The sequence below is a fragment of the Shewanella algidipiscicola genome (assembly GCF_003605125.1).
Classification (GTDB): Bacteria; Pseudomonadota; Gammaproteobacteria; order Enterobacterales; family Shewanellaceae; genus Shewanella; species Shewanella algidipiscicola.
Genome location: NZ_QPQT01000007.1, coordinates 92,134 through 114,479, shown reverse-complemented (window position 1 = coordinate 114,479; position 22,346 = coordinate 92,134). Strand labels below are relative to the sequence as shown.

The 22,346-nt window shown below is 50.5% G+C and carries 19 protein-coding genes; 6 read left to right on the top strand and 13 right to left on the bottom strand.

What is annotated here, in order from left to right:
* Positions 1-276 precede the first annotated feature (276 nt).
* Positions 277-2,331, top strand: coding sequence for a TonB-dependent receptor (locus tag DVO77_RS09190; RefSeq protein ID WP_249038143.1), 2,055 nt, complete (start codon positions 277-279; stop codon positions 2,329-2,331).
* A 238-nt stretch (positions 2,332-2,569) separates the two neighbouring features.
* Here the strand turns inward: DVO77_RS09190 and DVO77_RS09185 are convergent, their stop codons facing one another.
* The 3 genes from DVO77_RS09185 to yegS all read right to left on the bottom strand — a co-directional run bounded on the left by DVO77_RS09185 (position 2,570) and on the right by yegS (position 5,447).
* Positions 2,570-3,100 (bottom strand): response regulator transcription factor, encoded by a 531-nt coding sequence (locus DVO77_RS09185; protein ID WP_119978115.1) that lies wholly within the window; start codon positions 3,098-3,100, stop codon positions 2,570-2,572.
* Positions 3,097-4,341: a sensor histidine kinase gene (locus DVO77_RS09180; protein WP_373317386.1), complete on the bottom strand. Its 1,245-nt coding sequence runs from the start codon at positions 4,339-4,341 to the stop codon at positions 3,097-3,099. The genes DVO77_RS09185 and DVO77_RS09180 overlap by 4 nt, the downstream gene beginning before the upstream one ends.
* A 197-nt stretch (positions 4,342-4,538) precedes the next feature.
* Positions 4,539-5,447 (bottom strand): lipid kinase YegS, encoded by a 909-nt coding sequence (gene yegS / locus DVO77_RS09175; protein ID WP_119978114.1) that lies wholly within the window; start codon positions 5,445-5,447, stop codon positions 4,539-4,541.
* Between the two features lie 449 nt (positions 5,448-5,896).
* Here yegS and DVO77_RS09165 point away from each other — a divergent pair, with 449 nt between their 5' ends.
* Both DVO77_RS09165 and DVO77_RS09160 read left to right on the top strand, forming a co-directional pair.
* Entirely contained in the window at positions 5,897-6,544 is a 648-nt protein-coding gene (locus tag DVO77_RS09165) for an MliC family protein (RefSeq protein ID WP_119978113.1), read from the top strand.
* A 128-nt stretch (positions 6,545-6,672) separates the two neighbouring features.
* Positions 6,673-8,553 carry an alkaline phosphatase D family protein gene (locus DVO77_RS09160; RefSeq protein WP_162924172.1) on the top strand — a complete coding sequence of 627 codons (1,881 nt, stop codon included), beginning with the start codon at positions 6,673-6,675 and terminating at the stop codon, positions 8,551-8,553.
* A gap of 42 nt (positions 8,554-8,595) precedes the next feature.
* On the opposite strand, the gene DVO77_RS09155 is transcribed toward DVO77_RS09160, so the two are convergent.
* The 3 genes from DVO77_RS09155 to DVO77_RS09145 all read right to left on the bottom strand — a co-directional run bounded on the left by DVO77_RS09155 (position 8,596) and on the right by DVO77_RS09145 (position 11,464).
* Positions 8,596-9,525 carry a pseudouridine synthase gene (locus tag DVO77_RS09155; protein ID WP_119978112.1) on the bottom strand — a complete coding sequence of 310 codons (930 nt, stop codon included), beginning with the start codon at positions 9,523-9,525 and terminating at the stop codon, positions 8,596-8,598.
* Between the two features lie 78 nt (positions 9,526-9,603).
* The gene (locus DVO77_RS09150; protein ID WP_119978111.1) at positions 9,604-10,188 is read right to left on the bottom strand and encodes an LON peptidase substrate-binding domain-containing protein; all 585 of its coding nucleotides are present in this window, start codon (positions 10,186-10,188) and stop codon (positions 9,604-9,606) included.
* 220 nt (positions 10,189-10,408) lie between these two features.
* Complete coding sequence (locus DVO77_RS09145; protein ID WP_119978235.1) at positions 10,409-11,464, bottom strand: patatin-like phospholipase family protein; 1,056 nt, start codon at positions 11,462-11,464, stop codon at positions 10,409-10,411.
* Positions 11,465-11,706: 242 nt separating this feature from the next.
* Between DVO77_RS09145 and DVO77_RS09140 the strand changes: the two genes are divergently transcribed.
* Positions 11,707-12,858, top strand: a complete 1,152-nt coding sequence (locus DVO77_RS09140) for a DUF3080 family protein (protein WP_119978110.1) — start codon at positions 11,707-11,709, stop codon at positions 12,856-12,858.
* A gap of 51 nt (positions 12,859-12,909) precedes the next feature.
* On the top strand, positions 12,910-13,371 hold the full coding sequence (locus tag DVO77_RS09135) for a NanQ anomerase/TabA/YiaL family protein (RefSeq protein ID WP_119978109.1): 462 nt from the start codon (positions 12,910-12,912) through the stop codon (positions 13,369-13,371).
* A 90-nt stretch (positions 13,372-13,461) separates the two neighbouring features.
* On the opposite strand, the gene DVO77_RS09130 is transcribed toward DVO77_RS09135, so the two are convergent.
* The 7 genes from DVO77_RS09130 to DVO77_RS09100 form a co-directional block, all read right to left on the bottom strand.
* On the bottom strand, positions 13,462-14,379 hold the full coding sequence (locus DVO77_RS09130; RefSeq protein ID WP_249038142.1) for an aspartyl protease family protein: 918 nt from the start codon (positions 14,377-14,379) through the stop codon (positions 13,462-13,464).
* A 157-nt stretch (positions 14,380-14,536) separates the two neighbouring features.
* Complete coding sequence (locus DVO77_RS09125; protein WP_119978108.1) at positions 14,537-17,761, bottom strand: efflux RND transporter permease subunit; 3,225 nt, start codon at positions 17,759-17,761, stop codon at positions 14,537-14,539.
* Positions 17,762-17,773: 12 nt separating this feature from the next.
* Entirely contained in the window at positions 17,774-19,033 is a 1,260-nt protein-coding gene (locus tag DVO77_RS09120) for an efflux RND transporter periplasmic adaptor subunit (RefSeq protein ID WP_119978107.1), read from the bottom strand.
* A gap of 17 nt (positions 19,034-19,050) precedes the next feature.
* Positions 19,051-20,355: a TolC family protein gene (locus tag DVO77_RS09115; RefSeq protein ID WP_119978106.1), complete on the bottom strand. Its 1,305-nt coding sequence runs from the start codon at positions 20,353-20,355 to the stop codon at positions 19,051-19,053.
* A gap of 218 nt (positions 20,356-20,573) precedes the next feature.
* The gene (locus DVO77_RS09110; RefSeq protein WP_373317387.1) at positions 20,574-20,969 is read right to left on the bottom strand and encodes a hypothetical protein; all 396 of its coding nucleotides are present in this window, start codon (positions 20,967-20,969) and stop codon (positions 20,574-20,576) included.
* A 190-nt stretch (positions 20,970-21,159) separates the two neighbouring features.
* Positions 21,160-21,336: a DUF3012 domain-containing protein gene (locus DVO77_RS09105; RefSeq protein WP_119978233.1), complete on the bottom strand. Its 177-nt coding sequence runs from the start codon at positions 21,334-21,336 to the stop codon at positions 21,160-21,162.
* An 86-nt stretch (positions 21,337-21,422) separates the two neighbouring features.
* Entirely contained in the window at positions 21,423-21,800 is a 378-nt protein-coding gene (locus DVO77_RS09100; protein WP_110457071.1) for a SpoIIAA family protein, read from the bottom strand.
* Positions 21,801-21,903: 103 nt separating this feature from the next.
* Here DVO77_RS09100 and arfB point away from each other — a divergent pair, with 103 nt between their 5' ends.
* Complete coding sequence (arfB, locus tag DVO77_RS09095; protein ID WP_110457070.1) at positions 21,904-22,320, top strand: alternative ribosome rescue aminoacyl-tRNA hydrolase ArfB; 417 nt, start codon at positions 21,904-21,906, stop codon at positions 22,318-22,320.
* Positions 22,321-22,346 lie beyond the last annotated feature (26 nt).

The following is a 22,346-nucleotide window of genomic DNA, read 5'->3' as shown; positions in this document are numbered from 1 at the left end:
TAATAAAACAAACATACGTTTGAATCGCTTAGCTCATGACCTGCACATACTTCTATGGCAAGTCTCAAGCAACTCGCAGCTTAAACACAATTTACACAAGTTTTATGCTGCACATAATTTCCCCCTAAAAGCTTATGCTTGAGGTGACGTTTTCCTCTGGTACTGAGCGCTAACTGCGACACCTTGTCGCACTCTGGCGATTTACCTTTGTCAGTCTTAAGACTCGCTGAGACAATAACGCCACAAAAATAAATTACCAGTGAATATCAACAGCATATGATCACCTTACGACACTCTTATTTAGCACTCGCCATTAGCAGTCTGTTGGCCACGCCGGTGGTGGCCAACCAAGCGGCGTTTGAAATTATTGAAGTCAGTGGCAGTCACCTAACAGATGACAGCACCATTTCCCGTGAGGCTAACGTGCCCGTCGCCGACATTAGTAGCTTGTTGAGCCAGTTGCCTGGCGCAGCCGTCAATGGCAACGGGCCATTGACAGGAATAGCCCAATATCGCGGCCTATTTGGCGACAGAGTCAATACCCAGGTTAACGGCGTCACATTAGCAGGAGCCGGCCCTAATGCCATGGATACCCCTTTGAGCTATGCGAGCCTAGTCAATAGTGAACGTCTGGAGATGAGTCGTGGTATAGCCCCGGTGTCGGCTGGCACCAACACCCTTGGGGGCAGCGTTAAAGTGGTTGAATCACAGGCACGCTTCGATGAATTTAGCGGTAAAGTGGCCGCCCGATATCAACATAATGGAGAGCAAGCGCACCTTGGAGCGAAAACCAACTTCGGCACAGAGCAACAGGCACTGCTACTGTATGGCGATGCTATGCAAGCCAATGCCAATCAACAAACTGGCGCGGGTATCGACATCGCCCCAACCACCTACGATAAGGCGATTGTAGGCGGCCAATATCGCTTTAACCTTAGCGATAAGGGCTTTGACGATGAGTCGATAGCCATCGGCTATCAACATCTAGAAACCACCAATGCCGGGACCCCAGCCTTACCTATGGATATCGATTTTATCCGCACCGACAGGGTCAAACTTGAGGGGCAACACCTGCTCAATAATTGGGACATCAACTGGCATCTCGCTTACAGCGATGCGCGTCATGGCATGGACAACTTTAGCGAGCGGGTGAAAAATGACACCGCCAGTGCCCGCTATAACAATGCCGACAGCAAAAGTATCGACGGTTCAGTATCGATAGCCAAAGCTGCTTGGCTATTCGGCCTCGATACGCAATGGAGCCAGCATGACTCGGTGATCACCGATCCCACCAAACCGATGTTCAAGGTCGATAACTTCAATGGCGTTACCGATAACACCATCAGCGCCTTTGCCCAGTGGCAACAAGATATCGATCAATGGAACTGGCAACTGGGATTACGAGTCAAGCACTACCAAACCGATGCCGATGCGGTTAATCACTCAATGGCGGCGAGTATGCCTGCCATCAAGGTGTTGATGGACAGATACAATGCAGCCGACCGCTCTCAATCGCAAACGGGTGTCGACCTCGTCGTTAATGGCCGCTATCAAGTGGATGAGTCGCTGAGCTGGATTGTTGCGGCGGCGCGCAAGCAAGACAGTGCCAGCTATCAGCAGCGTTATTTATGGGTGCCGATGCAATCAACGGGGGGACTCGCCGATGGGCGCACCTATGTCGGTCAGATGGATTTATCCTTAGAAACCGCCTATCAATTGGAGCTTGGCGCCGACTATCAAGACAACCGTCTGCAACTGAGTCCAAGGCTGTTTTGGCAACGCATTGATGATTATATTCAAGGGATTAATGCCACCGATAAAGCGGTGATCATGGCCGCACAAATGATGGGCGACAGCCACCCATTGCAATTTGCCAACGTCGATGCCCAGCTCTACGGTATGGACATTAGCGCCCGCTACCGGCTCAATGACCAGCTTCAGCTCGATATGTTAGCCAGCTATGTTAGGGGAGAGCGCCGTGATATCGACGATAGCCTGTATCGCATCGCCCCGCCAAACATCACGGTTGGCCTAAACTACCAACGAGGAGCATGGTTAGCTCGCATTGAAGCGCTAGGAGTCAGCGCGCAACATAAGGTGTCTAGCACCCAGCAGGAGATGCAAACCTCAGGTTATGGTTTAGTCAACTTATCGCTGGCTTATGATGCCGACATCTGGCTGGTTAAGGCGGGCGTAAATAACCTGTTTGACACCGAGTACCAAGAACACCTTGGTGGCTATAACCGAGTAGCCAACAGTCAATTAGCGCTAGGTGAACGTATGCCCGGCACAGGTATCAACGCCTGGCTGATAGGTGAATATCGCTTTTAAGAGGCAATGCGAGCGATAAGTGATTGCTCAAAGCTGCACTTTTTAACATCGTTATTATCATTTTAGGGACCATTCCACTGCACTTCCCTTCCCCGACATCGTAAGATGCCGGGGATTTTTTAGCTTACATCGCCACGTAATCACAGCCTTTGACGCCAAGCGCAGCGAAATCCAAGCTTTTCCATTTTTACAGTGGGTTAATACTGCGGCACTAAGAAGTAGTCAGGCCGATATAGACTCAACTGCTCACGGGCTTTTTAAGTAATTTACGTTGCAAGGTGCGTCTATGCATGCCCAGCTGCCGCGCCGTGGCCGACACATTGCCCTTGTTGGCCGTGAGCACCTGCTGAATATGTTCCCACTCCAGCCGTTTCGTGCTCAAAGGCGCCTCATCGACGCCCTCCTCGGTGAGCGCTGACGCGCTATTATTGAGCACATTCAATAAGGTTTGGGTATCCGTTGGCTTGGCTAAATAGTTATCGGCGCCTAAGCGAATGGCTTCCACCGCGGTAGCGATACTGGCGTACCCCGTTAACAATACCATCACCACATCGGGCAAAGATCGCCTTAATGGCGAGATTAAAGCCAAGCCATTGCCTTCGGCCAATTTCATATCGAGCAAGATATGGCTAGGTTTAAACTCGCGGGCACACAATAGGGCTTCTGTCGCATCATGAGACTGACGGCATTCAAACTCATGCTTACTCATGCGCCGCGCTAAAATAGCCGCCAAACTGCGATCATCTTCGATAATTAATAAACGTTTCATTGCGCCTCCGGTAGCGGAAGATATACCTGTGCAATCGCCCCACCATCGAGATGACTGCCAAAAATTAAGCGGCCACCGAGACGCTCAAAACTGGCATGGCTGAGCAGCAAAGCCACCCCCATGCCTTTGGGTTTATCGATGATCTTATGCCCCAATTGGGTCAGCAACGAACTGGGGATCCCGGGGCCAAAATCACGCACCGCCACCACTAATTCATCAAACTGACATTGCAATGACAGCTCTACGCGCGCTGGACCGCCCACTTCTTCGCTCGCTCGCGCACCATTTTCTATTAATGCCAGCAGCGCCGGCAGCAAACTGGCATCGGCGCGCAGTTGCTCATCGCCGCAATCTATCGTCGAGATGACCAGCTCTATGCTGGGTAGCAGCAAGCGGACTTGCTGTTGCAAGGTTTCTATTAACTTATTGATTGAAATATAGTTAAATTCACCTTCACGTATCGAATCGGTCGCCAAGCGCAACTCGGCTAGGGTGACATCACACACATTAAGGGCCGTTTGCATCTCATCGAGCGTCATCTGGCTACCTGTGGATTCGTCATGTAATTCGTCGACCAACAGTCGCAGACTCGCTAGAGGTGTGGCGAGTTGATGCGCCATTTGCGCCGAGGCTGTGCCTAGCGCCAGTAATCGCTCTTGGCGCAGCTGTGCTTCTCGCATATAGGCCAGCTCGGCGTCTTGACGCCGCAAACGTTGAGCCAAAAATGCCACACTGGTGGTGAGTACCAGCGAAGAGATAACAAAATTAAACCACATGCCTAAGTAGTGTGAACTCATGTCCATGCCGTGGTGCTGCATCTCTCCTTGAGGCAGAGTGAATAACATGGCGCTGTACGCTAAGGTCGATAACAAGGCCAGCGCCCAAGGTGCCCATTTGGGTAACAAGACCGCGGCTATCGCGATGGGCAACAGCAAGAGTGAGATAAACGCATTGGTCGCGCCACCAGAAAAATAGAGCCAAGTGATCCACAGCAAGGTGTCGATAAGCAAGGCAATGAACAGCCCCGCATCACTATTAAATAACTGTTTTCTTAGGTAGAAAGTAAAACCGAGGTAGAGCCCCTCGATGATCAACGCCAAATTAAGCGCCGGGCTGTGCAGCGATAACCCAAAGGTATCGGCCAAAGCAAAGGTTAAACACAGTTTGAGTACGAGACCCATCATCCGCAGCAACGCCAGTTGATCGGCGGCTCGGTATCGTGAGCTGGCTAGAGAGGGCACTTGAGTTCCTTAGCTGAGGTGGCCGCCGCACGGCGACATTGCGTCAATCTATAAGGGCTATTTTAACGCGTTTAAGCCACTTATCGCACAGTTAATCCTCAAAGGTGTGAGCTTAACTGCCACCTTCAAGGCAAAAAAACACCTCAGATAATCGAGCCACATCAAGTGGAGCTTGGCATTCACACCCTAAAGTTCACTTAAGCGGGCTCACTACCGGGTTTAAGCATAGGGCAGTCGGCACTGAGCACCATCTTGATGGCATTAGGTACCACTTCGAAGGTGATATCGCTAGTGGTGATAGGCTCACCATCGAGGTTAATTGGCATTGGTGACTTTGCGCGCCAACGTGCCGCCGTGTTTTGAGCATATATCGCATATTGATTATCGTCTTTGGGCTGGCGAAATTCATCAATCACCTGTGATAAAGCCTCTAGAGGGAAATCATGCAAGGCGACTAAATCGAGTAAACCATCGTTAATATAGGCATTGGGCGCTAACACTTGCCCACCGCCCGCCTGACGGCCATTACACACGGCGCCCAATAACAACTGCTGTGAAGCGCTCTGACCATCAATAATAAATTCGCCCTCATAGGGTTTAAAGCTCAACGCTTGGATCAGCCCAGATAAGGTATAGGCTCCGCCACCAAGAAAGTTTTTTAACGCCGCCGGCGTCGTCGAGGTCACTTGCGCACCAAAACCACCACTGGCGATATTGATCAAATGGGTGTCGTTAGCTTTAATCGCATCGATCCAAAAAGCATCGGCACTGAGTGCCAGCTCCAGCGCAGCCTCTGGCTCATCAGGAATGGTACACGCGGCGGCAAAGTCATTGGCTGTGCCTAGGGGCAAAATCGCCAGTGCTGGACGTGAAGCTTTAGGGTGAGTTAGCAGCGCATCGGCCACCTCATTGATTGTGCCATCGCCACCAGCGGCGACCAGTCGTTGGCAATTATCGCCAATGGCCTCATCGACTAAGCGCGCCATATCGCCAGCCTCATAAGTCACGCGCACCTCAATATCATGCTGCTCGCGTAATGTGTCGATCGCCACTCGCAATGGCGCTAACTGAGCTTTTTTTCCATTTAACAAGATACGGATCTTCACTTTGGCCTCCACAGCTTACCTATCAGCACTGGTAGTATGATGCCCAATTTAACAAAAAGATAAAACACTTAGGGCCTGTTGATCTTTCAAAGTTGCTTTTGCAGCGAGTTGCTGGGTATTGATACAAGGCAGAAGCTTTGTGGTGTCGTTATTCTACATAAAAAGCTGAGAACGCAGTAAAAAGACCCAACAAACGCTGCCCGAAGGGTTCGGCTAAAAACGTTTTACTCTTTGTTAAGTGAATTTTGCTTAGATGACTAGGCTGCAATCCACTCGCCTCGATTAACACGTTTTTGTCTCGAACAACATTCAACCAGCAAAGATCAACAGGCCCTAGCTAACATGCTCATAAAACAAGGTTAATGTTAAACATTTGCTGGGTCGCCACTGACGCGATATTCTCAAGCCTCAATCTGATATTAGACCCGCCCTGAAATGAGGAGCCACTAATGCCACTAACACAAGTGTTCAATACTAAGCCGCTGAGCTACGCCCTATTATTAGTCGCAGTTGGCGGTTGTGCCACCGCTCCAGTTGAACCAAGTGAGCCCAGCCTAAGCGGCAATACCACACCCAGCTATGATTGCACCACCCCGACATTAAGCAGCATCGAAAGCCTGATCTGCCAAGATGAAACACTCGCTGCGTTGGATAGACAATTAGCCAGCATTTACGCTCAGGCATTAGTTAAAGCACACGATCAACAGCCTCCGATACTCAAGGCCGAGCAACGCGGTTTTATCAAAGGTCGTGATGATTGCTGGAAGAGTACAGATAAAAAACAATGTGTTATCGACAACTACCAGACTCGCATGGTAGAACTACAAGCAAGATATCGCTTAGTTGAGTCTACAGGGCCGGTGTTTTATCGCTGTGATGATACCCCTGCCAAAGAGGTGGTGGTTACCTATTTTGACACCCAACCACCAAGTCTAATTGCCGAATTGGGCGATAGCTCCTCCTTGATGACCATTCAGCCTAGCGGCAGCGGGGCTCGCTACCAAGGTAGGAATGAGCAATTATGGGAACATCACGGTCAAGCAAGTATCACATGGGGCTATAACGCCACACCGATGCACTGCACACTGGTAAAATAATGCCGCCTGATGCACTGCACACTGGTAAAATAATGCCGCCTGATGAGAACATAAACCTAATAACACCAGCCGATTAAGAGGTGAAATGCGCACATCTAAAGGTCACAATCGATTGAGGCAAGCTTAACATGGCAGTCACGCTCCCCTTACTCTTGGCCGGTCCGATGCTGCGCCACTGCGATAGCGATAATATCTGTTTACTGTTTGTCGCCAGCAAGCCCTTATCCGCACTGACGCTGACATTGGCAGAGGTGGAATATCCGCTTGCAACCGACGAGGTCACTCAATTTAAGTTGGGCGAACACGCCTATCAATATATTATCCATCTCTGCAAACCTGAGCTCAATCCCAGCGAACAGCTGATTGAATATGGTGTTTCCACTCCCACCGATGGCGACCTATTTAGTGGAGTTAAGCAGCTACATTATCCGCAGCAACAGGCACCGCAATTTGTGGTAAAACCTGTTATACATAAGCTATTACACGGCTCTTGTCGCAACCCGCATCACTATAGCGGTGACAGCTTAGTGGCTGCCGATACCCTGATGGCCACAGACAACAGTGCGACCTCGCGACCTGCACTGTTAATGCTCAGTGGCGATCAAGTCTACCTCGATGATGTCGCAGGCCCCATGTTATATGCCATCGGCAAGACCATCGAACTGCTGGGGCTGCGCGATGAGCAGTTCCAGCAAGCTTTGCTGACCGACAGCAAGCACATAAGCTACCAGCCGGCGTCTATGTACCAACGCCACAAAAACATATTGCCACGCACCGAATATCCTGCGGCAACCGCCATCAGCCGTTGGTATATTAATCACCCCATTTTTACCTCGTCGATCGCCGAAAATCACCTCACCAGCTTGGCCGAGGTGATCGCTATCTATCTGCTGTCTTGGTCACCCGAATTATGGGCCTTAATGGATATTCCTAAGCAAGTTAACGGCTTGTCGCCAGCCAATAGCGCTAGATGGCAACGAGAATGGCTTCATCTACTCGAGTTTAAAGCGGGCTTAACTCAGGTCAGGCGCCTGTTGGCACACCTGCCCACTTATATGATCTTCGATGACCATGACATCACCGACGATTGGAATCTCACCGCAAAGTGGGAGCAAGCGGCCTATGGTCACCCTTTCTCTAAGCGGATCATAGGCAACGGCTTAATTGGCTACACCCTGTTTCAAGGGATAGGCAATCAACCGGATAAATTTAAAGCCGACATAGTGCCTCAACTGAGTGCATTTTTAGCCTCACCCACAGAGAGTCAACACGATGAGCTCATCGATACACTACTGCACTTTGACCAGTGGCATTACCACCTCAATACCAGCCCTAAACTCATGGTACTCGATACCCGCACCCAACGCTGGCGCAGCGAGTCTAACCTAGCCAAGCCTTCAGGCTTAATGGACTGGGAAGCCCTGATGGAGATGCAGCAGCAACTGGTGGGGCAAGACAAGGTGATTATTGTATCGGCCGCACCTATCTTCGGGGTTAAATTAATTGAAGCCGTACAACGCACCGCCACCTGGATAGGCGCGTCGCTGCTGGTCGATGCCGAAAACTGGATGGCCCACCCAGGCACTGCCAACACCTTGCTGAGCATCTTTTTGCACCGCAAAACCCCCGAGCAGTTTGTGATCCTATCGGGCGATGTGCACTACTCTTTTGCCTACGATATTGGCATTCGCTTTCGTTCTATGAGCCCTAATATCTATCAAATCACCTGCAGCGGCATTAAAAATCAGTTTCCGGAGAAGCTATTGCCCCTGTTTGATAAATTCAATGGGTGGTTGTATGGCCACTTTTCACCTTTAAACTGGCTGACAAAACGCAAACGCATGTCAATTCGCGGTAGGCGCCCTAACGGCGTTAACAGCCAACGGCTGGTGAATAAAAGCGGCATTGGCTTAGTGACATTTGCTGATAATGGCGCACCAGAGCGTATTAGCGTGCTGCATGCCGACATGAGCGAAACCGAATTTAAACCACCAAGGCAGACAAGATAAACGGATTGCCGCGCCACAGCTAACAGCCCTGTGACCTTGTTATCATCCTTTGATAATGGCTTCACTAAAGGGTAAATCGGCCAATTGAATATCGATATGCCGACCACTAATAGGATCGCTAAACTGCAGCCGCTGAGCCAGCAGCTTTAACGGCTGAGCAAAGTTATCCGCCGCCTTTGGCAATAAAGAGGGATAACATCTGTCATTACAAATGGGCATGCCTAAGCTGTGCATATGCACTCTAAGCTGATGGGTTTTGCCCGTAATGGGCGACAGTTCAAATCGCCCCATCCCCTTTTGCACCTCAACCAAGGCCACCTCCGAATGGCTATTGGCCTCTCCATCAGTCACCTGCATCATAAATGATGGCTCACTTTTCACCAGACGGTTTTTTACCGTCCAGCGCAAGGGGCTCGCTAACTGACCATCGCTATATTGGCGCGCCAATGCTGGGGTTAAGGATGCCAAGGCTTGGTAGGTTTTAGTGATCGCGCCATCACGAAATAGGCCATGGTAGGCGTCGCGATACTCAGGCTGTTTAATCAACAGCACTATGCCCGCCGTAGCCCTATCGAGCCTGTGCGCTGGGACTAACTGCGGCACTTGGGTAGCGATTCGCAGCCGATTGACTAAACATTCATTAATAAACTGCCCACTGGGATGCAGCGCTAAAAAGTGCGGTTTATGGGCGATGATAATACGCTCATCTTGATACAGTATCGACTCACTAAAGGGAATGCGGGGCTCTTGGGCCACCTCGCGATAATAATACACACGTTGCTTGGGCCGATAGGCGCTATCGAGCTCGATAGGCTGTCCATCTAGCCAATGCACCTTCCCTTGACGCACCCGTGATTGCCATTCTTGAGCGGAAACTTGTGAAAAACGCGTCATTAAAAATTCCACCACGGTGGCGGGCGCCGAAGGATGGTCAGGAAGTACGATATATGAGGCTTGGGATGCGCGAACCATGATGCTGGCCAATAAATCAAAATGGGCGCCATAATAACAAAGATAGCGCCAAGGGGCGCTATCTAAGCCAAGTAGTGATTAAATGTTATGGTTGGCATGTGATTTAATCAGCTCAAGCACAAAGTCCATGGTTTTGTGGCAGTCAGGCTGATTAACTAACACTTGCTTGTCGCGGTTATACAGCGGCAGTACCTCTAACCAGCGCTGGCTCACCCAGCTGGCGTCTTCAAGATGCAGATCGGAGTAAAGCTCAAACAAGGCTGGATTCACGCGATAAAACTGCTCTAATGCGGCGCTGATCAACTCAAATTCACCTTTAATGGGTTCTTGTTGCCAGTTGTGGCAGCCTAAGGTGAGGGCTATCCAGTTGCCGTCTTTACGCTGGCTGGCCGATAAGATTTTTACTCTTTGTTGACCTTCGAGTACAACCCCCAAACAACCGTCATCGAGTAGGTTGAAGTCGATAATCTCACATTGGGTCGCGATGGTGTAACAAGGAGGGATGCTGTCGGTTTTTGCCATGCCAAAGGCTAAAGCATAATGCCCTTTAAGTACCTCAGCTATCAGGCTTAATCCAGATGGCCCTGCCACTCGGATCTCGACTCTGCCAGCGGGTAATAACAATTCATCACGAATGATTAGTGCCATTTCTTGCGTTAACATAGCAGCCTCCTCCCCCTTGGTCGATGTTTGCAAAACCGAGCATAATGAAGGCTGCAAACGGCTGACTAGGAGCAATAATAATAAAGTGTAGCAGTTGCTGTCATTACTGCTTTATACGTCATTATTGCATTGGCTAGACCATGCCAATCTCACTATTTCTTCCGTTAATGATTAGACCTGACTTGAACAGATTTGGTTTCACGCCCCTTAACATTAATCATTAAAATGGCTCAATAAACCGCATAATATCACCACTTTTCAAAACCTTATTAAAGTCATCGGCCAACACGTCACTGGCCGCTAAAACCTGCTGCCAATACCGAATTCGCTCATTGCTAGATAGGCGATTAAAGTCATTTCTGTCGGGCAATTTACCATAGGGTAGTTGACGAATGTAGGCCTCGCTCGGCACCAAGATCAGCGCATTATGATAGTTTTGCCGAGCACGACGCCAAGGCAAAGATTTATCAAACCAGCCTGGTAATATCTGGCTATAAAAATGGGGGTACAAGGTTAGTCCCTCACTATCTTCTATCGCCAAATCAAAATGATAATCGGTAATACCGCCATCATAATAATGCCCTTGTGGTGCGCCCGCTATGTGCGTCACCGGAGCCAACACTAAGGGAATCGAACCTGTAGCCAGTAACACTTGCGCCAAGTTAGTTGCGGTCAATGCGAGGTGCTTAGTGGGCAGATCGGTTAAGTGTAAAAAGGGCGATTTCGCCGCCGCATTACCAAAAACCATACGCTGAAAATGCAACCCCAGGCTCTTACGACTAAGCAGATTGGTTAACGCCGTCGTGGCAAGCCCAGTCCCAAGAGCCAACCGACTGGGCAGGCGATTTAAATGTCGCGCCTTACAAGCAATAAAATGGCTTTTAATCATTGGGTTATCGACAATATCTTGCCCAGCATTATCGCCTAAAATTGCCTTGATAATGGTTTGTATCTGGCGGGATACCTCAACAGGCGTCGGCTTAACATCATAACGCTGCTCAATATAATGTTGTTCGAGCCGAGCATAGGCCGCGAGCGGATCGTGCTGCGCCAAGCAGGCGAGACGCCACGCCCCCGACGATGCACCTAAGGTGTATAGCGGTGTCTGTCTGGCCTTGAAAAATTGCGTAAACAGGGTTTTGTCTAGCCCAGCAATCCCAATCCATTTGGGGCCGCCAGACGCCGCTAGCACACGAGTAAACAGCGCGGGATCAAGCCCATGTTCGGCAATAGTGCGATAGGCACTGGAGCCGGCTAAAAACCGTAATTGAGACACGTTATTTTCCTTTTTGAATGCCATCAACGTACTCCTTATCCTAAGGAGTCTATGAAGTTGGCTATGATAATAAAATATCGCGACAGTGGGCAGCCAGCATTTATCTAAAATGGCCTGTAAATAAGAGATAGAATATAGGTGTATAGTAACAGCCCTAGGCCAAGCCGAGCGCTAACCACCTGATAAAAATAGGTTATTGTTACGAGTGAACCCTTTGAGCTAAGGCAACGTATTACCATGGCATGATAAACCATCAGCGCAGCAACAAAAAAGGAAGCGACTCAAGTGACACCCAAGCACGAGCCCACAACCTCATTCACAGCTGGCCTAAACAGATGTTCTTTTTAACCCAGCGCGTCGCCAGAGTCACAGTCTTACTGGCGTTACTTAGTCTGTTCACTGTGGGCTGCCAGCCTAGGCAAGATGCCGATGCCATATGGCAAGATTACAGCAAGCGGCTCGAGACCGTACTCAATCAGCCCTATCTAGGCGCACCATTGACTCCCATGGTCTTACCCAAGGCCACAGTTTATGAAGCAGACACCAAAACCCTCTCTATTTTACAAACACTTAAGCTTAATCACTGCGCGCTTGGCCAACTGATTGCCGAGCGCAATAGCGCTTTAGGTAAAGTGGCACCGCCGAGTCAGCGACTGATCTACCATATTCGTTTTATCCAACTTGCCCCCAAGTGCATTGAAACATTAGACGATGCTGATCTCATCCACACACTGACATTAGGGCTTGAACAAAAACAGCAACAGGCACTCACAATGTTTAGGCAGATGTTAACGCGCGATACCAGCATTAAGAAACGACTGTTTATCGGTTACGACTCACTGCCCCTAAATGAGATGCACAGCGGACGAGTGGAGTTTGAAAGTGCACTGAGCCAGCTCAACAACATCAAAGAGCAGATCGTCGCTCACTCGTGGCACCAGATTGAAATAGACAATTTAGAGCAAACACTAGCGATTTTTCATCGCCAACCACTGCTCAACCAATATCTGCGCTCACTTGCATTGAGCGTATCTCAACTAACAGCAATCAATGACTACCTATTTAACCATCAAACGCTCGCCGCCTGCCGCCTTGGCCACGCCAATCGGCAACAAGAGATATTGCAAAACTTGTTTCACAAATATTATCTTGGGCAAACTCAGGCTTATCTATCTCAATTAAACCAACTGCATTACCGCTTAAGTCAGCCGATGCAGCGCCTGTTTGATGGCAGTGTTTATCAAGGCTATATCGAGCATCATTTCTCCGAACAGCGCCATGCCCTGCCCGCGCAACTCAAACAGCAGATGCGCCGACATGTGCAGTGGTGGCAAGATTTTAGGGCCTCGTGCGATATCCCACCCCCCGAGCCACAACAAACGCTATCCCACTAACAGCCAAGCTTGCTAAACTAACGCTTCAATTAACTTGTTTGCGTAACCGTCATGATAGTAGATAGCTTAAATAACATTGCCCTGTATACCTCACTGAGCCCAAGATTGGCCAAAGCGCTGCAACACTTAGTCGAGACCGACTTTACTCAAGCCGAGGTGGGCACCTATGAGCTCGAGGGCAAAGATCTGTTTGTCATCGTTAATGACTATGAAACCAAACCCAGAGAACAAGAATCTTTTGAGGTGCATCGCCGTTACATCGACGTGCAATATGTGGTCAGTGGTGAAGAGGAGTTTGGTTATCTGCCTCTGGCGGATCAGACTCCAGCAAAACCCTACTTCGACAAACATGATTACGCCGAGTTTGATTATGAATCCAATAAAGCAGATGCCGCCTTTATCCCCTTAAAAGCCGGCATGTTTGCGCTGTTTTTCCCACAAGACATGCATATGCCGGGAACATCGGCTACACCTAAAGCGGTAAGGAAAGTGGTGATAAAAGTCGGTATTTAATCTCGCCGCGACAGGCATAAAATAAAGCCACAAAAAAGGGCACAGATGATGCGATCCTATGCCCTTATTATCGAAATCCCAGAAAGCTGATTATGAGTCTTCGGGTAAGCCTATATGCATATGGCCCGACTTATAGTCTATGGTTAACACAAAGTGTTTCAGTACATCATAGCCCACCAGCCCCTTGATGTTTTTACCCTTGATACGAGACCCTCCACTGTTACTGCGACCCGAAACCGATTCTGTTTGCCCCTCTCCTGGTACTGTCACTAAGACATTTTCAACTGTGTATGGCCCAAACTTCATCTTAGGCAACCGAAAGCTATCGACCAGAGCAATGCTATTGGCACCACCTGTGACCCCCGACTGAGAACCGTAAAGCTCAAGCCAGTTATTGTCCGTTACTAACATGCGCTTTAAAAATAGTCCGCCTGCATTACCGGTATCGAGGACAAGCCAAGGGTTTTCATCGCCATCACCATTAAGCTCAACTCGAACAATTGGTTGCCCCGTTCCTCTGTCTATCTGCATCGGTATATTTTCGAGTTTAGCTAAATCCACACTGCCTCTTTCGAATAATCTCATCCGGCTATTGGGGTAATCAATCTGAAATATAAACTTATCTAATAGACCCGCACCGAGTAACAACTGCACCTCATGATGGCCAATACGCAGACTCGCTAACTGATCAAACTCGATGGTTGCCCCAAACAAAGTCACAGGGACATTATTATAGAGCTGGCGTTTCTCAGTGCTGAACACCCCTTGAATATTAATCTTGCCGCCTTTATCGAACTCAAAACCATGGCGATTAATAAAGCTTGTGTTAATCGCATTGACTTGAGCGCCACTATCCAAAATGGCACGGCCTGCTATGCCATTAATGCTCACTGGCAAATTGATGTGGCCATTGATAAGTTCAAAATCAACCCATTGGGTGACGGCAAAGGTATTAAAAGAGGCAATCAAACAGAGCATACCAGCGAGCTGTCGAAGCGAAGCGTACATCAATCATCCTTAATTTAGCGTACTGATTAATAAGTTAATCTATTCAATAACACTATGACTGTCAACGCAAAACCTTACTCAGGGTGACCCATTAAACGCCTATATCAATCGGGCCATCCTTGGCCCAATGGAAACCATAAGGTTTACTCACACCGCTCTAACCTTGTGACGCCTTGTCGTCTCGATACAACCAGCGATACAGGGTCGGCAGCACCAGCAGTGTCAGTGCGGTCGAGCTAAATAGGCCGCCAATGATCACTACGGCCAGTGGCTGTTGAATCTCACTACCTACGCCACTAGAGAGCAGAATAGGAATGAGGCCTAACGCCGAGGTCAGTGCCGTCATCAATACCGGACGCAGCCGCCCGACGGTACCTTCATACACACAGGTATACAGCGGCTCACCCGCTGCGCGGCGCTGATTAATGGCATCCACCAATACCACACCATTAAGCACGGCCACCCCAAATAGGGTGATAAACCCAATCGAGCTTGGCACCGACAGGTAAGTGCCGCTTAAGTAAAGCGCCACGATACCGCCGATCAAGGCCAGTGGCACGTTAGCCATAATTAGCCCCACCTGCTTAATAGAGCCAAATGAGAAATAGAGCAGCAAGGCGATCAACCCAATAGAGATAGGCACCACCAGCATCAGTTTTTGCTGCGCGCGCTGCTGGTTTTCATACTGCCCACCCACCACGACGGTGTAGCCTGGTGGCAACTCGGCTTGGGGCACTATGGCATAAATATCATTAACAACCGAGCCCATATCGCGTCCCGATACGTTAGCTTGTACCACGACGCGGCGCTGCACATCATCGCGGCGGATATTGGGCGGCGCCATCTCAATCAACACATCGGCCACCTCGCCAAGTCGCACGGTCGCACCATTCGCCCCATTAAGCAGCAGATCCCGCAGCACATCGGGCGCACTGCGGTACTCGGCGGCCAAACGCACATTGATATCATATCTGGCGTTGCCATCGATCACCTGCCCAGCACTCACGCCGCCCACTCCTTGGCTCACAAGGCTCATCACCTCATCGACACTGATGCCGTAACGGGCTAACACGTCACGCTTAGGACGCACCACCAACTGGGCCTCACCAGAGACTTGCTCCAGCGACACATCGACCGCGCCGGGGATCTGCATCACCAAATCACTCAGTTGCTGCCCTTTTTGCGACAATACCGCTAAATCTGGGCCGAACAGCTTGATAGCAAGTTGCGCCTTCACCCCAGACAACAACTCATCTACGCGAGTGGCAATAGGCTGCGAGAAGGTAAACAGCAGACCCGGATAGACGCTCAGCTTTTGCTCCATTAGCCGCTGCAGGGCAAAGCGATCGCTCGCCGATTGCCACTGCTCCAGCGGCTTGAGACCAATATAGATCTCGATATTATTGACAGGCTCAGGATCACCGCCCAGCTCCGCCGCGCCAATACGGCTTAGCGCATATTCCACCTCAGGAAATTGCATTAAGATTTTTTCGAGCTTAGGCGCGACATCAAGTGAAGTGCTTAAGCTGGCAGTGGGTGCCAAGGTAACGCGCAGATTAATGGTGCCCTCCTCTAATTCGGGCACAAACTCTGTGCCTAGCCTAGGCAGTAGCGCCATGCTAAAGGCAAGCATCAGTATCGCGGTTAATCCCACTACTTTAGGGCGCGCCATGGTGACGGTGAGCAACTTGCGATAGAGGGATTCAATCGGTTTAAGCAACGCGCTTTGTCTGGGGGTGACACCCCGTTTAAACAAGAATACCGCCAGTGCAGGCACCACAATCAAGGCCACCACCAAGGCCGATATCATCGCTAAGATGATGCTGACCGCCATCGGCTGAAACAGCTTGCCCTCAACCCCTTCTAAGGCAAACAGCGGTGCAAAGACCACAATAATAATGGCGGTCGCAAAAAAGATCGGTCGGCACACCTCTTTTGCCGCCAACATGACCCTGATGCCAATACCGCTACCCGCGCCTTCGCTCCCCTCACCTTCACTAAGATCGTCTTGATCGGCATGGTACGGATCACGCTCACCTCCAGCTCTAGCCTGTGCTTTGGCTAAATGACCTCTATCTGGCTGAGTAAGATGTTTAAAGATGTTCTCCACCATCACCACTGAGCCATCGACCAGCATACCTATCGCCACAGCCAAGCCGCCTAGTGACATTAAATTGGCCGACATGCCAAAGTAAGCCATCACCATTAGCGCCAGACCAATCGACACAGGAATAGACAACAGCACCAGCAAGGTAGCGCGCAGATTGACCAGAAACAGCGCTAAAATCACCACAATAAACACGAAGGCCATTAGCAGGGCATCGCGCACTGTGTTGACCGCTTGCGCCACTAAATCTGCCTGATCGTAAAACACCTCAAACGACACGCCATCGGGCAAAGCCTGCTCGATTAGCGCGCGTCGCGCAGCAATATCATCTATGGTCGCCTTGGTATTGGCTCCCATCCGTTTTAACACCACGCCAGCCACCACTTCGCCTAAGTGTTGCGCTTGCCCAGCGTCATCACGGCGCGTCATGGTGACCGCCCCCACCCGTATTTCACTGCCGTAATCCACCTTGGCAATATCACTTATCCGAACTGGGGTTCCCGCGACTTCGGTCAGGGGGATTTGCGCAATGGCTTTGAGACCCGCATCGCCCGCGGGCAACATGCCGTAACCGCGCACCACCAGTTGCTCTTGGCCTTGGTCCATAAACCAGCCACCGGCATTGCGGTTGTTGCTCTCAAGCGCAGCGGTTACCTGAGCCATATCAAGGCCGTAACTGCGCAGTTTGTTGGGCTCTATCTGCACTTGATATTGCCGTACTTCACCGCCAAAGGAGAGCACATCGGTCACTCCAGCCACGGGCATCATCAGCAGTTTCACTAAGTAATCATTCAGGCTTCTCAGCTCATAGGCATCGATGCCAGAACCGGGTTCGGCGCGCAAAATGTATTGATAAATTTGCCCTAATCCCGAGGTGTTGGGGCCAATTTCGGGCACTCCGACTCCGCTAGGGATCATCTCTCTGGCCGCTTGCAACTGCTCAAACACTTGCTGGCGAGCAAAATAGATATCCGTGCCTTCATCAAACACCACGGTCACAATGGACAAGCCCGTACGCGACAACGAGCGCACCTCGGTAACCGCAGGCAAGGCGTACATCGCCGACTCGACGGGGTAACTTATTAGTTTTTCCACCTCTTCGGCGGCTAAGCCTTCGGCTGCGGTATTGACCGTCACCTGCACATTGGTCACATCGGGAAAGGCGTCGAGATTGAGCTTAGGCAGTACCACCACACTAGCGACAATGATTCCTAGCAGCGCCAACAGCACCAGCAGACGATTGGCTATCGCCGTATCGATTAATTTTTGTAGCATAGCGAGGATCCCTTAATGATTATGGATATCGAAGCCCGACTTGGCCTGTTCGGACGCTAAGAAAAAGGCCCCCGAAATCACCACCTGAGTATCAGGACTTAAGCCACGCACTAAGTTCATGCCCCGTTGACGCTCAACCACCTCAACTTCTCGCGCCTCGAACCCCTCATCCGTGGCGACAAACACTTGCCAGTCACCATCCCCGCCTCGGGTCAGGGCTGCATCGGGCAGCACCACGCCGCTAACGCTATTGTCAGCCAGATAAATTTCGGCAAATTGCCCGGCATGCAATACATGGCCAGGATTATCGAATGCCACCAAAATCTGCTCGGTGCGCGTGACGCTATTGAGCTCATGGGAGCGGCCGATGATCTGCGCCTCTATGCTATGGGGCCCAACTTTCACCAGCACACTACTGCCCACCTGCACTTTTTCAGCCTGAGTCGGCGTCACTTGAGCCTCGACCCAGAGGTGTGACTCATCGGTAAGCTGCATCAAGGCGGTGCCGCCAGCAAAAACTTGACCTAACATGGCCACATCTTGCTGTACGCGCCCCGCTATTGGCGCTAACAGTTGGTAGCGGCCAATGGTGTCTGGACGAGACGCAAGCGCCTTAATTTGCCCATCCGTCATTTTCAACGCCTCGAGGGTCGCCCGCTTAAGCTCGGCGTCCACCTGCGCCTGTAAGCGACGGCTGGCACTGACGGCGCTTTGGCTCATGCGTTGTACTCGGCTCCACTCGGCGGCGGCATTGATATACTCCGCCTGCGCCTTGGCCACGGCGGCGCCGCCTAGGGTCAAAATGGGCTGCCCTTGCTGCACTTCTTGGCCAGGCACCACATGCCGCTTAAGCACCCGCACCTCAAGTTGTGGCGCCAAGGTGATAGTGCGATTGCGGTCCACGACTAAGGTGGCCGTTGCCACCGCCTCTAAACTAAAACTTTGTTTAGAGAGCGATACCACCTTAATACCGGCAAGCTCACGCTGGGCGGCGCTAAGTACAATGCCATCGCTATGCTCGGCTTCGTCCTCATCATGACCATGGGCGTTATCGGCCTCGCGATGCTCTGGCAGCTCGCTTTGGTGGTCGTGCCCCACTTCGCTGGCGTCATGTGGACGCTCGAGGTCGCTGGCTGCGCCGTGATCATGGCTGTCACTGGCAAACGCGCTGGCTGACAAGCCTAATAGTGTGGTGATTGATAGTAACTGTGCGGCCTTAATTAGCCTTGCGCTTAACGTCACGCCTTGGATCCTATTAATTTGCTTATTCATGTTATGTCGTCCTAAATTCACTTCGATGCTTTAGCGTGCGCGGGCAGACTCAATTGCGCTGTTAAATAGTGCTCTAACTGGCCGCTAGCCCCCATCCAATCGAGCCAAGCTTGATACAAGGCCGACTCCAATGACAAGCCAGCCAGATAACTACTGGCCAATTGGCGCTGGCTCTGCAGGTAATCACTGGTGCTAATGTCACCAGCCTGCCATTGCTGACCTAACGCATCGGCAATACCGGCACTGGAACTCAGCACCAATTGGCGCCACTGCTCATAACGTTGTTGTAATCGCGGAAAGCTGAGTTGAAATAGCTGTTGCTGTTGGCTGATGACACGCACCTGGGCCAGGTAATTTTGCTCAGCCACCGCCACTTCACTGCTGGCAACAGCATGGGTGTCGCGGTAGTTATTGCGCAGGTGTAATGGCACCGACAGGCCCAAGGTAAACTTATTGTCGTCACCTTCGCGTTCGGCGCCAAAACTGATGGTGGGATCGGCGGCAGTATCGGCCTTCACTTGCTCTGTGGCCCATTTGGCGAGCAGCACTTGTTGATATGCCCCCTTGAGTGCCGGCAGCTCGGGCGTGACCTCTGAGCGGATCACATAACGCGAGTCATCGACACTGAGCGCAGTAATAAAGTCATTAAAGGCAACCGAGGCGGTCCCCATGAGCATCAACACCTTAGCGTCAGCCGCGATCGCCTCTTGCTCAACCATGGCATGCTCTGCGGCGCGGCTTGCCAGTTCAAGTTGGATAAGTTGATGTTCAGCTTGTGACAACAGCCCTGCCTGCAACTGCTGCTTGGCAATAGTGAGTTGCCGCTGAGCCGCATCGAGCTGCTGCATTTGGAAATGCAAGATCTTGCCCTGCCGTCTTTGCTCGACAATAGCCAAGAGCAATTCAGCCAACGCCTGACTGCGACTTAGTGCAACGTCAGAGCGCAATATTTCAGCTTGCAACATGGCGGTGCGCGTTGCGGCGCCGCGTTTATCGCCCCAATCTAAGGTTTGGCTTATCCCTATGCCATAGGTCTGATCTACGCCATCTTCATAGCTGACATCTAACGCGGGGTTATAGACGGCGTTGTCGGCCGCCAACATCATTAACTCAGCCTGCTTGAGCTTGGCTTGCTGTGCCTTGATCTGTGGCAGTTGATTAAACTGCTGCAACAACTCTGGTAACCAAGCCTGAAAAGGGGGAGTACTGTTATTGATTTGCGCCAACGCGGGCGCAAAACTTTGCGCCCCACTGGGCAGGGCATGCACAACTGAGCCACTACAGCTGGCCAGAAGTAGCGCCGCGATAATACTTTTTTGCATCGCAATTCCTAGTATTGAACATTCGATCCAGCCACCGCGCCATATGGCGCCCATCCACGCAAGGTCAAAGCGGGGCAGCTAAACAGGGTGTCAATCTCCAGCACATAAAGCGTCACAGCGTTAATGAGCTGAATATGATCCGATAAAACGCCATAGCATAAGCCGCAGCCTTATTGCTAAGACGGCCATGAGCTACAGAAGAATAGGGGCTAACAGAATTACACTATAGGGGGGCGATAAGCGGCTTGTTGCTCGGGCGGGAAGTAATGGTGAGCTAAGTTCTTTGGCGCATCAGACACTGGCAGCGATGGCACAGTAATCACTTGCGATAATAGGGTCGCATGACCACCGTGGCACTGGCAATCTAGGCAGAGGTCGAAAGTTTGGGTCTCGGTTTTGCTGATCTGATGTTGATGGTGGGCCGTGGGTTGATGCTTGTCTAGCTCAGGTGAATCGAACGCACATTGGCAATCGACACATTGAGATAGGCTGACTACCTGGGCAGTAAACTGCAAATGGGGGTGGTTTTTACTCTCCTCCTGGCGATCCCCTAAGTGCAATTGATGCACGCCAAAGTTAGCCACTGCAAACTGCAGCGCCACGATAGCGATCATCATCAATGCGATCTTTTGGATAACGAGCTGGAAGAAACGACTCACAGACACCCTTAAAATTAAAGCTAAAAAAATCAAATGAATAGCTATTAGACAGGCATTGTAATGATTTGTTCAACGCTGACAATACCTCACCTAACTAAAGTATTGTCGGCGTCACACTTGTTGTCGATAACCCGAGACTGAGCGATTATTTAAAGACGCAATGCTTGGCGTAATCGGCGGCTTCATTAGCGGTCCAATCACCTTTAGGCTTATCCTCCATCTGCTTACACCATTTTTCGCTACCCACTTCTGGCGCGCAGCCTGACAAGAGTGTCAACGTAAACAGCGCTAATGTGGCGCACTTAAGGACTGGAGATTTCATGGCTAACATAGGATTTCCTTCAATATTCACTATAACGCTGTGTTGCGCTTGGGCTTATTTCCAACAGCCAGTGTAGCCTAAATGACTTATTGAGTTAATGGGCAACTTAATTTGGCGGTTATCCATTCAATGGCCAATGGCTTTTGCTCGAGCGGATACCACGCGACCTCGCCTTGCATAAACGGCCCCATTAGGCGCACCGCATTACCAAACCAATCAGGGCCGCCCACTAAGACTAGCGCATCGAACCTAGGTAATTGAACCTCGCCAACACCTGATAATGACTGGCTCTCCCAGCCTTCGAGCAGTACGTCGGCTTCGATATACAGACAGACTTTACCTGACTCGGCTTGGTATTTTTCGATAATGGGGGCGATTAACTGGCAATAATCTTTTGTCGATAACCGACCGCTAGCAAATAAACTGATCACCCCATTGGTGATATCAGCGATTTGACATAACATATTGGGACTCCGCGACGGTGCAAGAATAAGTTGACCATTTTGCCTTATTTGGTCAGTGCAATGATACCTGTCTATATCAAATAATCACCATTAAAGAGCCTGCATGATAAAAATCAGCAATCGAATTGAACTACAAGACCATGAACTTGAATGGCAATTTATCCGCTCCAGTGGCGCTGGAGGACAGCACCTCAATAAAGTTTCTACCGCTGCCCAGCTTATTTTCGATATTCGCCAATCCTCGCTCCCCGAACTTTATCAGCAACGCTTACTGGCTAAAGCTGATCATCGTATTACCAAAAGCGGCAAAATCATTATTAAGTGTCAAGCTAGCCGCAGCCAAGATGCTAATCGTCAAACCGCACTGGAACAATTTATCAGCTTAGTCGCTAGCGTTGGCCATACCGCTAAAAAGCGTATCGCCACCAAACCCACCAAAGGCAGCCAGAAACGGCGTATCGAGGCCAAAAAACAGCGCGGCGCCACCAAGGCACTACGTCAAGGAAAGCCTCGCGATTAAGCATAACGCCTGCCGTTGACGGCGCT

Excerpts from the sequence above, each read along its gene's own strand:
- arfB (WP_110457070.1), top strand. The coding sequence starts at position 21,904 with ATGATAAAAATCAGCAATCGAATTGAACTACAAGACCATGAACTTGAA.
- DVO77_RS09140 (WP_119978110.1), top strand. The coding sequence starts at position 11,707 with ATGATAAACCATCAGCGCAGCAACAAAAAAGGAAGCGACTCAAGTGAC.
- DVO77_RS09115 (WP_119978106.1), bottom strand. The coding sequence starts at position 20,355 with ATGCAAAAAAGTATTATCGCGGCGCTACTTCTGGCCAGCTGTAGTGGC.
- DVO77_RS09160 (WP_162924172.1), top strand. The coding sequence starts at position 6,673 with ATGGCAGTCACGCTCCCCTTACTCTTGGCCGGTCCGATGCTGCGCCAC.
- DVO77_RS09190 (WP_249038143.1), top strand. The coding sequence starts at position 277 with ATGATCACCTTACGACACTCTTATTTAGCACTCGCCATTAGCAGTCTG.
- DVO77_RS09185 (WP_119978115.1), bottom strand. The coding sequence starts at position 3,100 with ATGAAACGTTTATTAATTATCGAAGATGATCGCAGTTTGGCGGCTATT.
- DVO77_RS09165 (WP_119978113.1), top strand. The coding sequence starts at position 5,897 with ATGCCACTAACACAAGTGTTCAATACTAAGCCGCTGAGCTACGCCCTA.
- DVO77_RS09155 (WP_119978112.1), bottom strand. The coding sequence starts at position 9,525 with ATGGTTCGCGCATCCCAAGCCTCATATATCGTACTTCCTGACCATCCT.
- DVO77_RS09150 (WP_119978111.1), bottom strand. The coding sequence starts at position 10,188 with ATGTTAACGCAAGAAATGGCACTAATCATTCGTGATGAATTGTTATTA.
- DVO77_RS09135 (WP_119978109.1), top strand. The coding sequence starts at position 12,910 with ATGATAGTAGATAGCTTAAATAACATTGCCCTGTATACCTCACTGAGC.
- DVO77_RS09130 (WP_249038142.1), bottom strand. The coding sequence starts at position 14,379 with ATGTACGCTTCGCTTCGACAGCTCGCTGGTATGCTCTGTTTGATTGCC.
- DVO77_RS09120 (WP_119978107.1), bottom strand. The coding sequence starts at position 19,033 with ATGAATAAGCAAATTAATAGGATCCAAGGCGTGACGTTAAGCGCAAGG.
- DVO77_RS09110 (WP_373317387.1), bottom strand. The coding sequence starts at position 20,969 with ATGATCGCTATCGTGGCGCTGCAGTTTGCAGTGGCTAACTTTGGCGTG.
- DVO77_RS09105 (WP_119978233.1), bottom strand. The coding sequence starts at position 21,336 with ATGAAATCTCCAGTCCTTAAGTGCGCCACATTAGCGCTGTTTACGTTG.
- DVO77_RS09125 (WP_119978108.1), bottom strand. The coding sequence starts at position 17,761 with ATGCTACAAAAATTAATCGATACGGCGATAGCCAATCGTCTGCTGGTG.
- DVO77_RS09100 (WP_110457071.1), bottom strand. The coding sequence starts at position 21,800 with ATGTTATGTCAAATCGCTGATATCACCAATGGGGTGATCAGTTTATTT.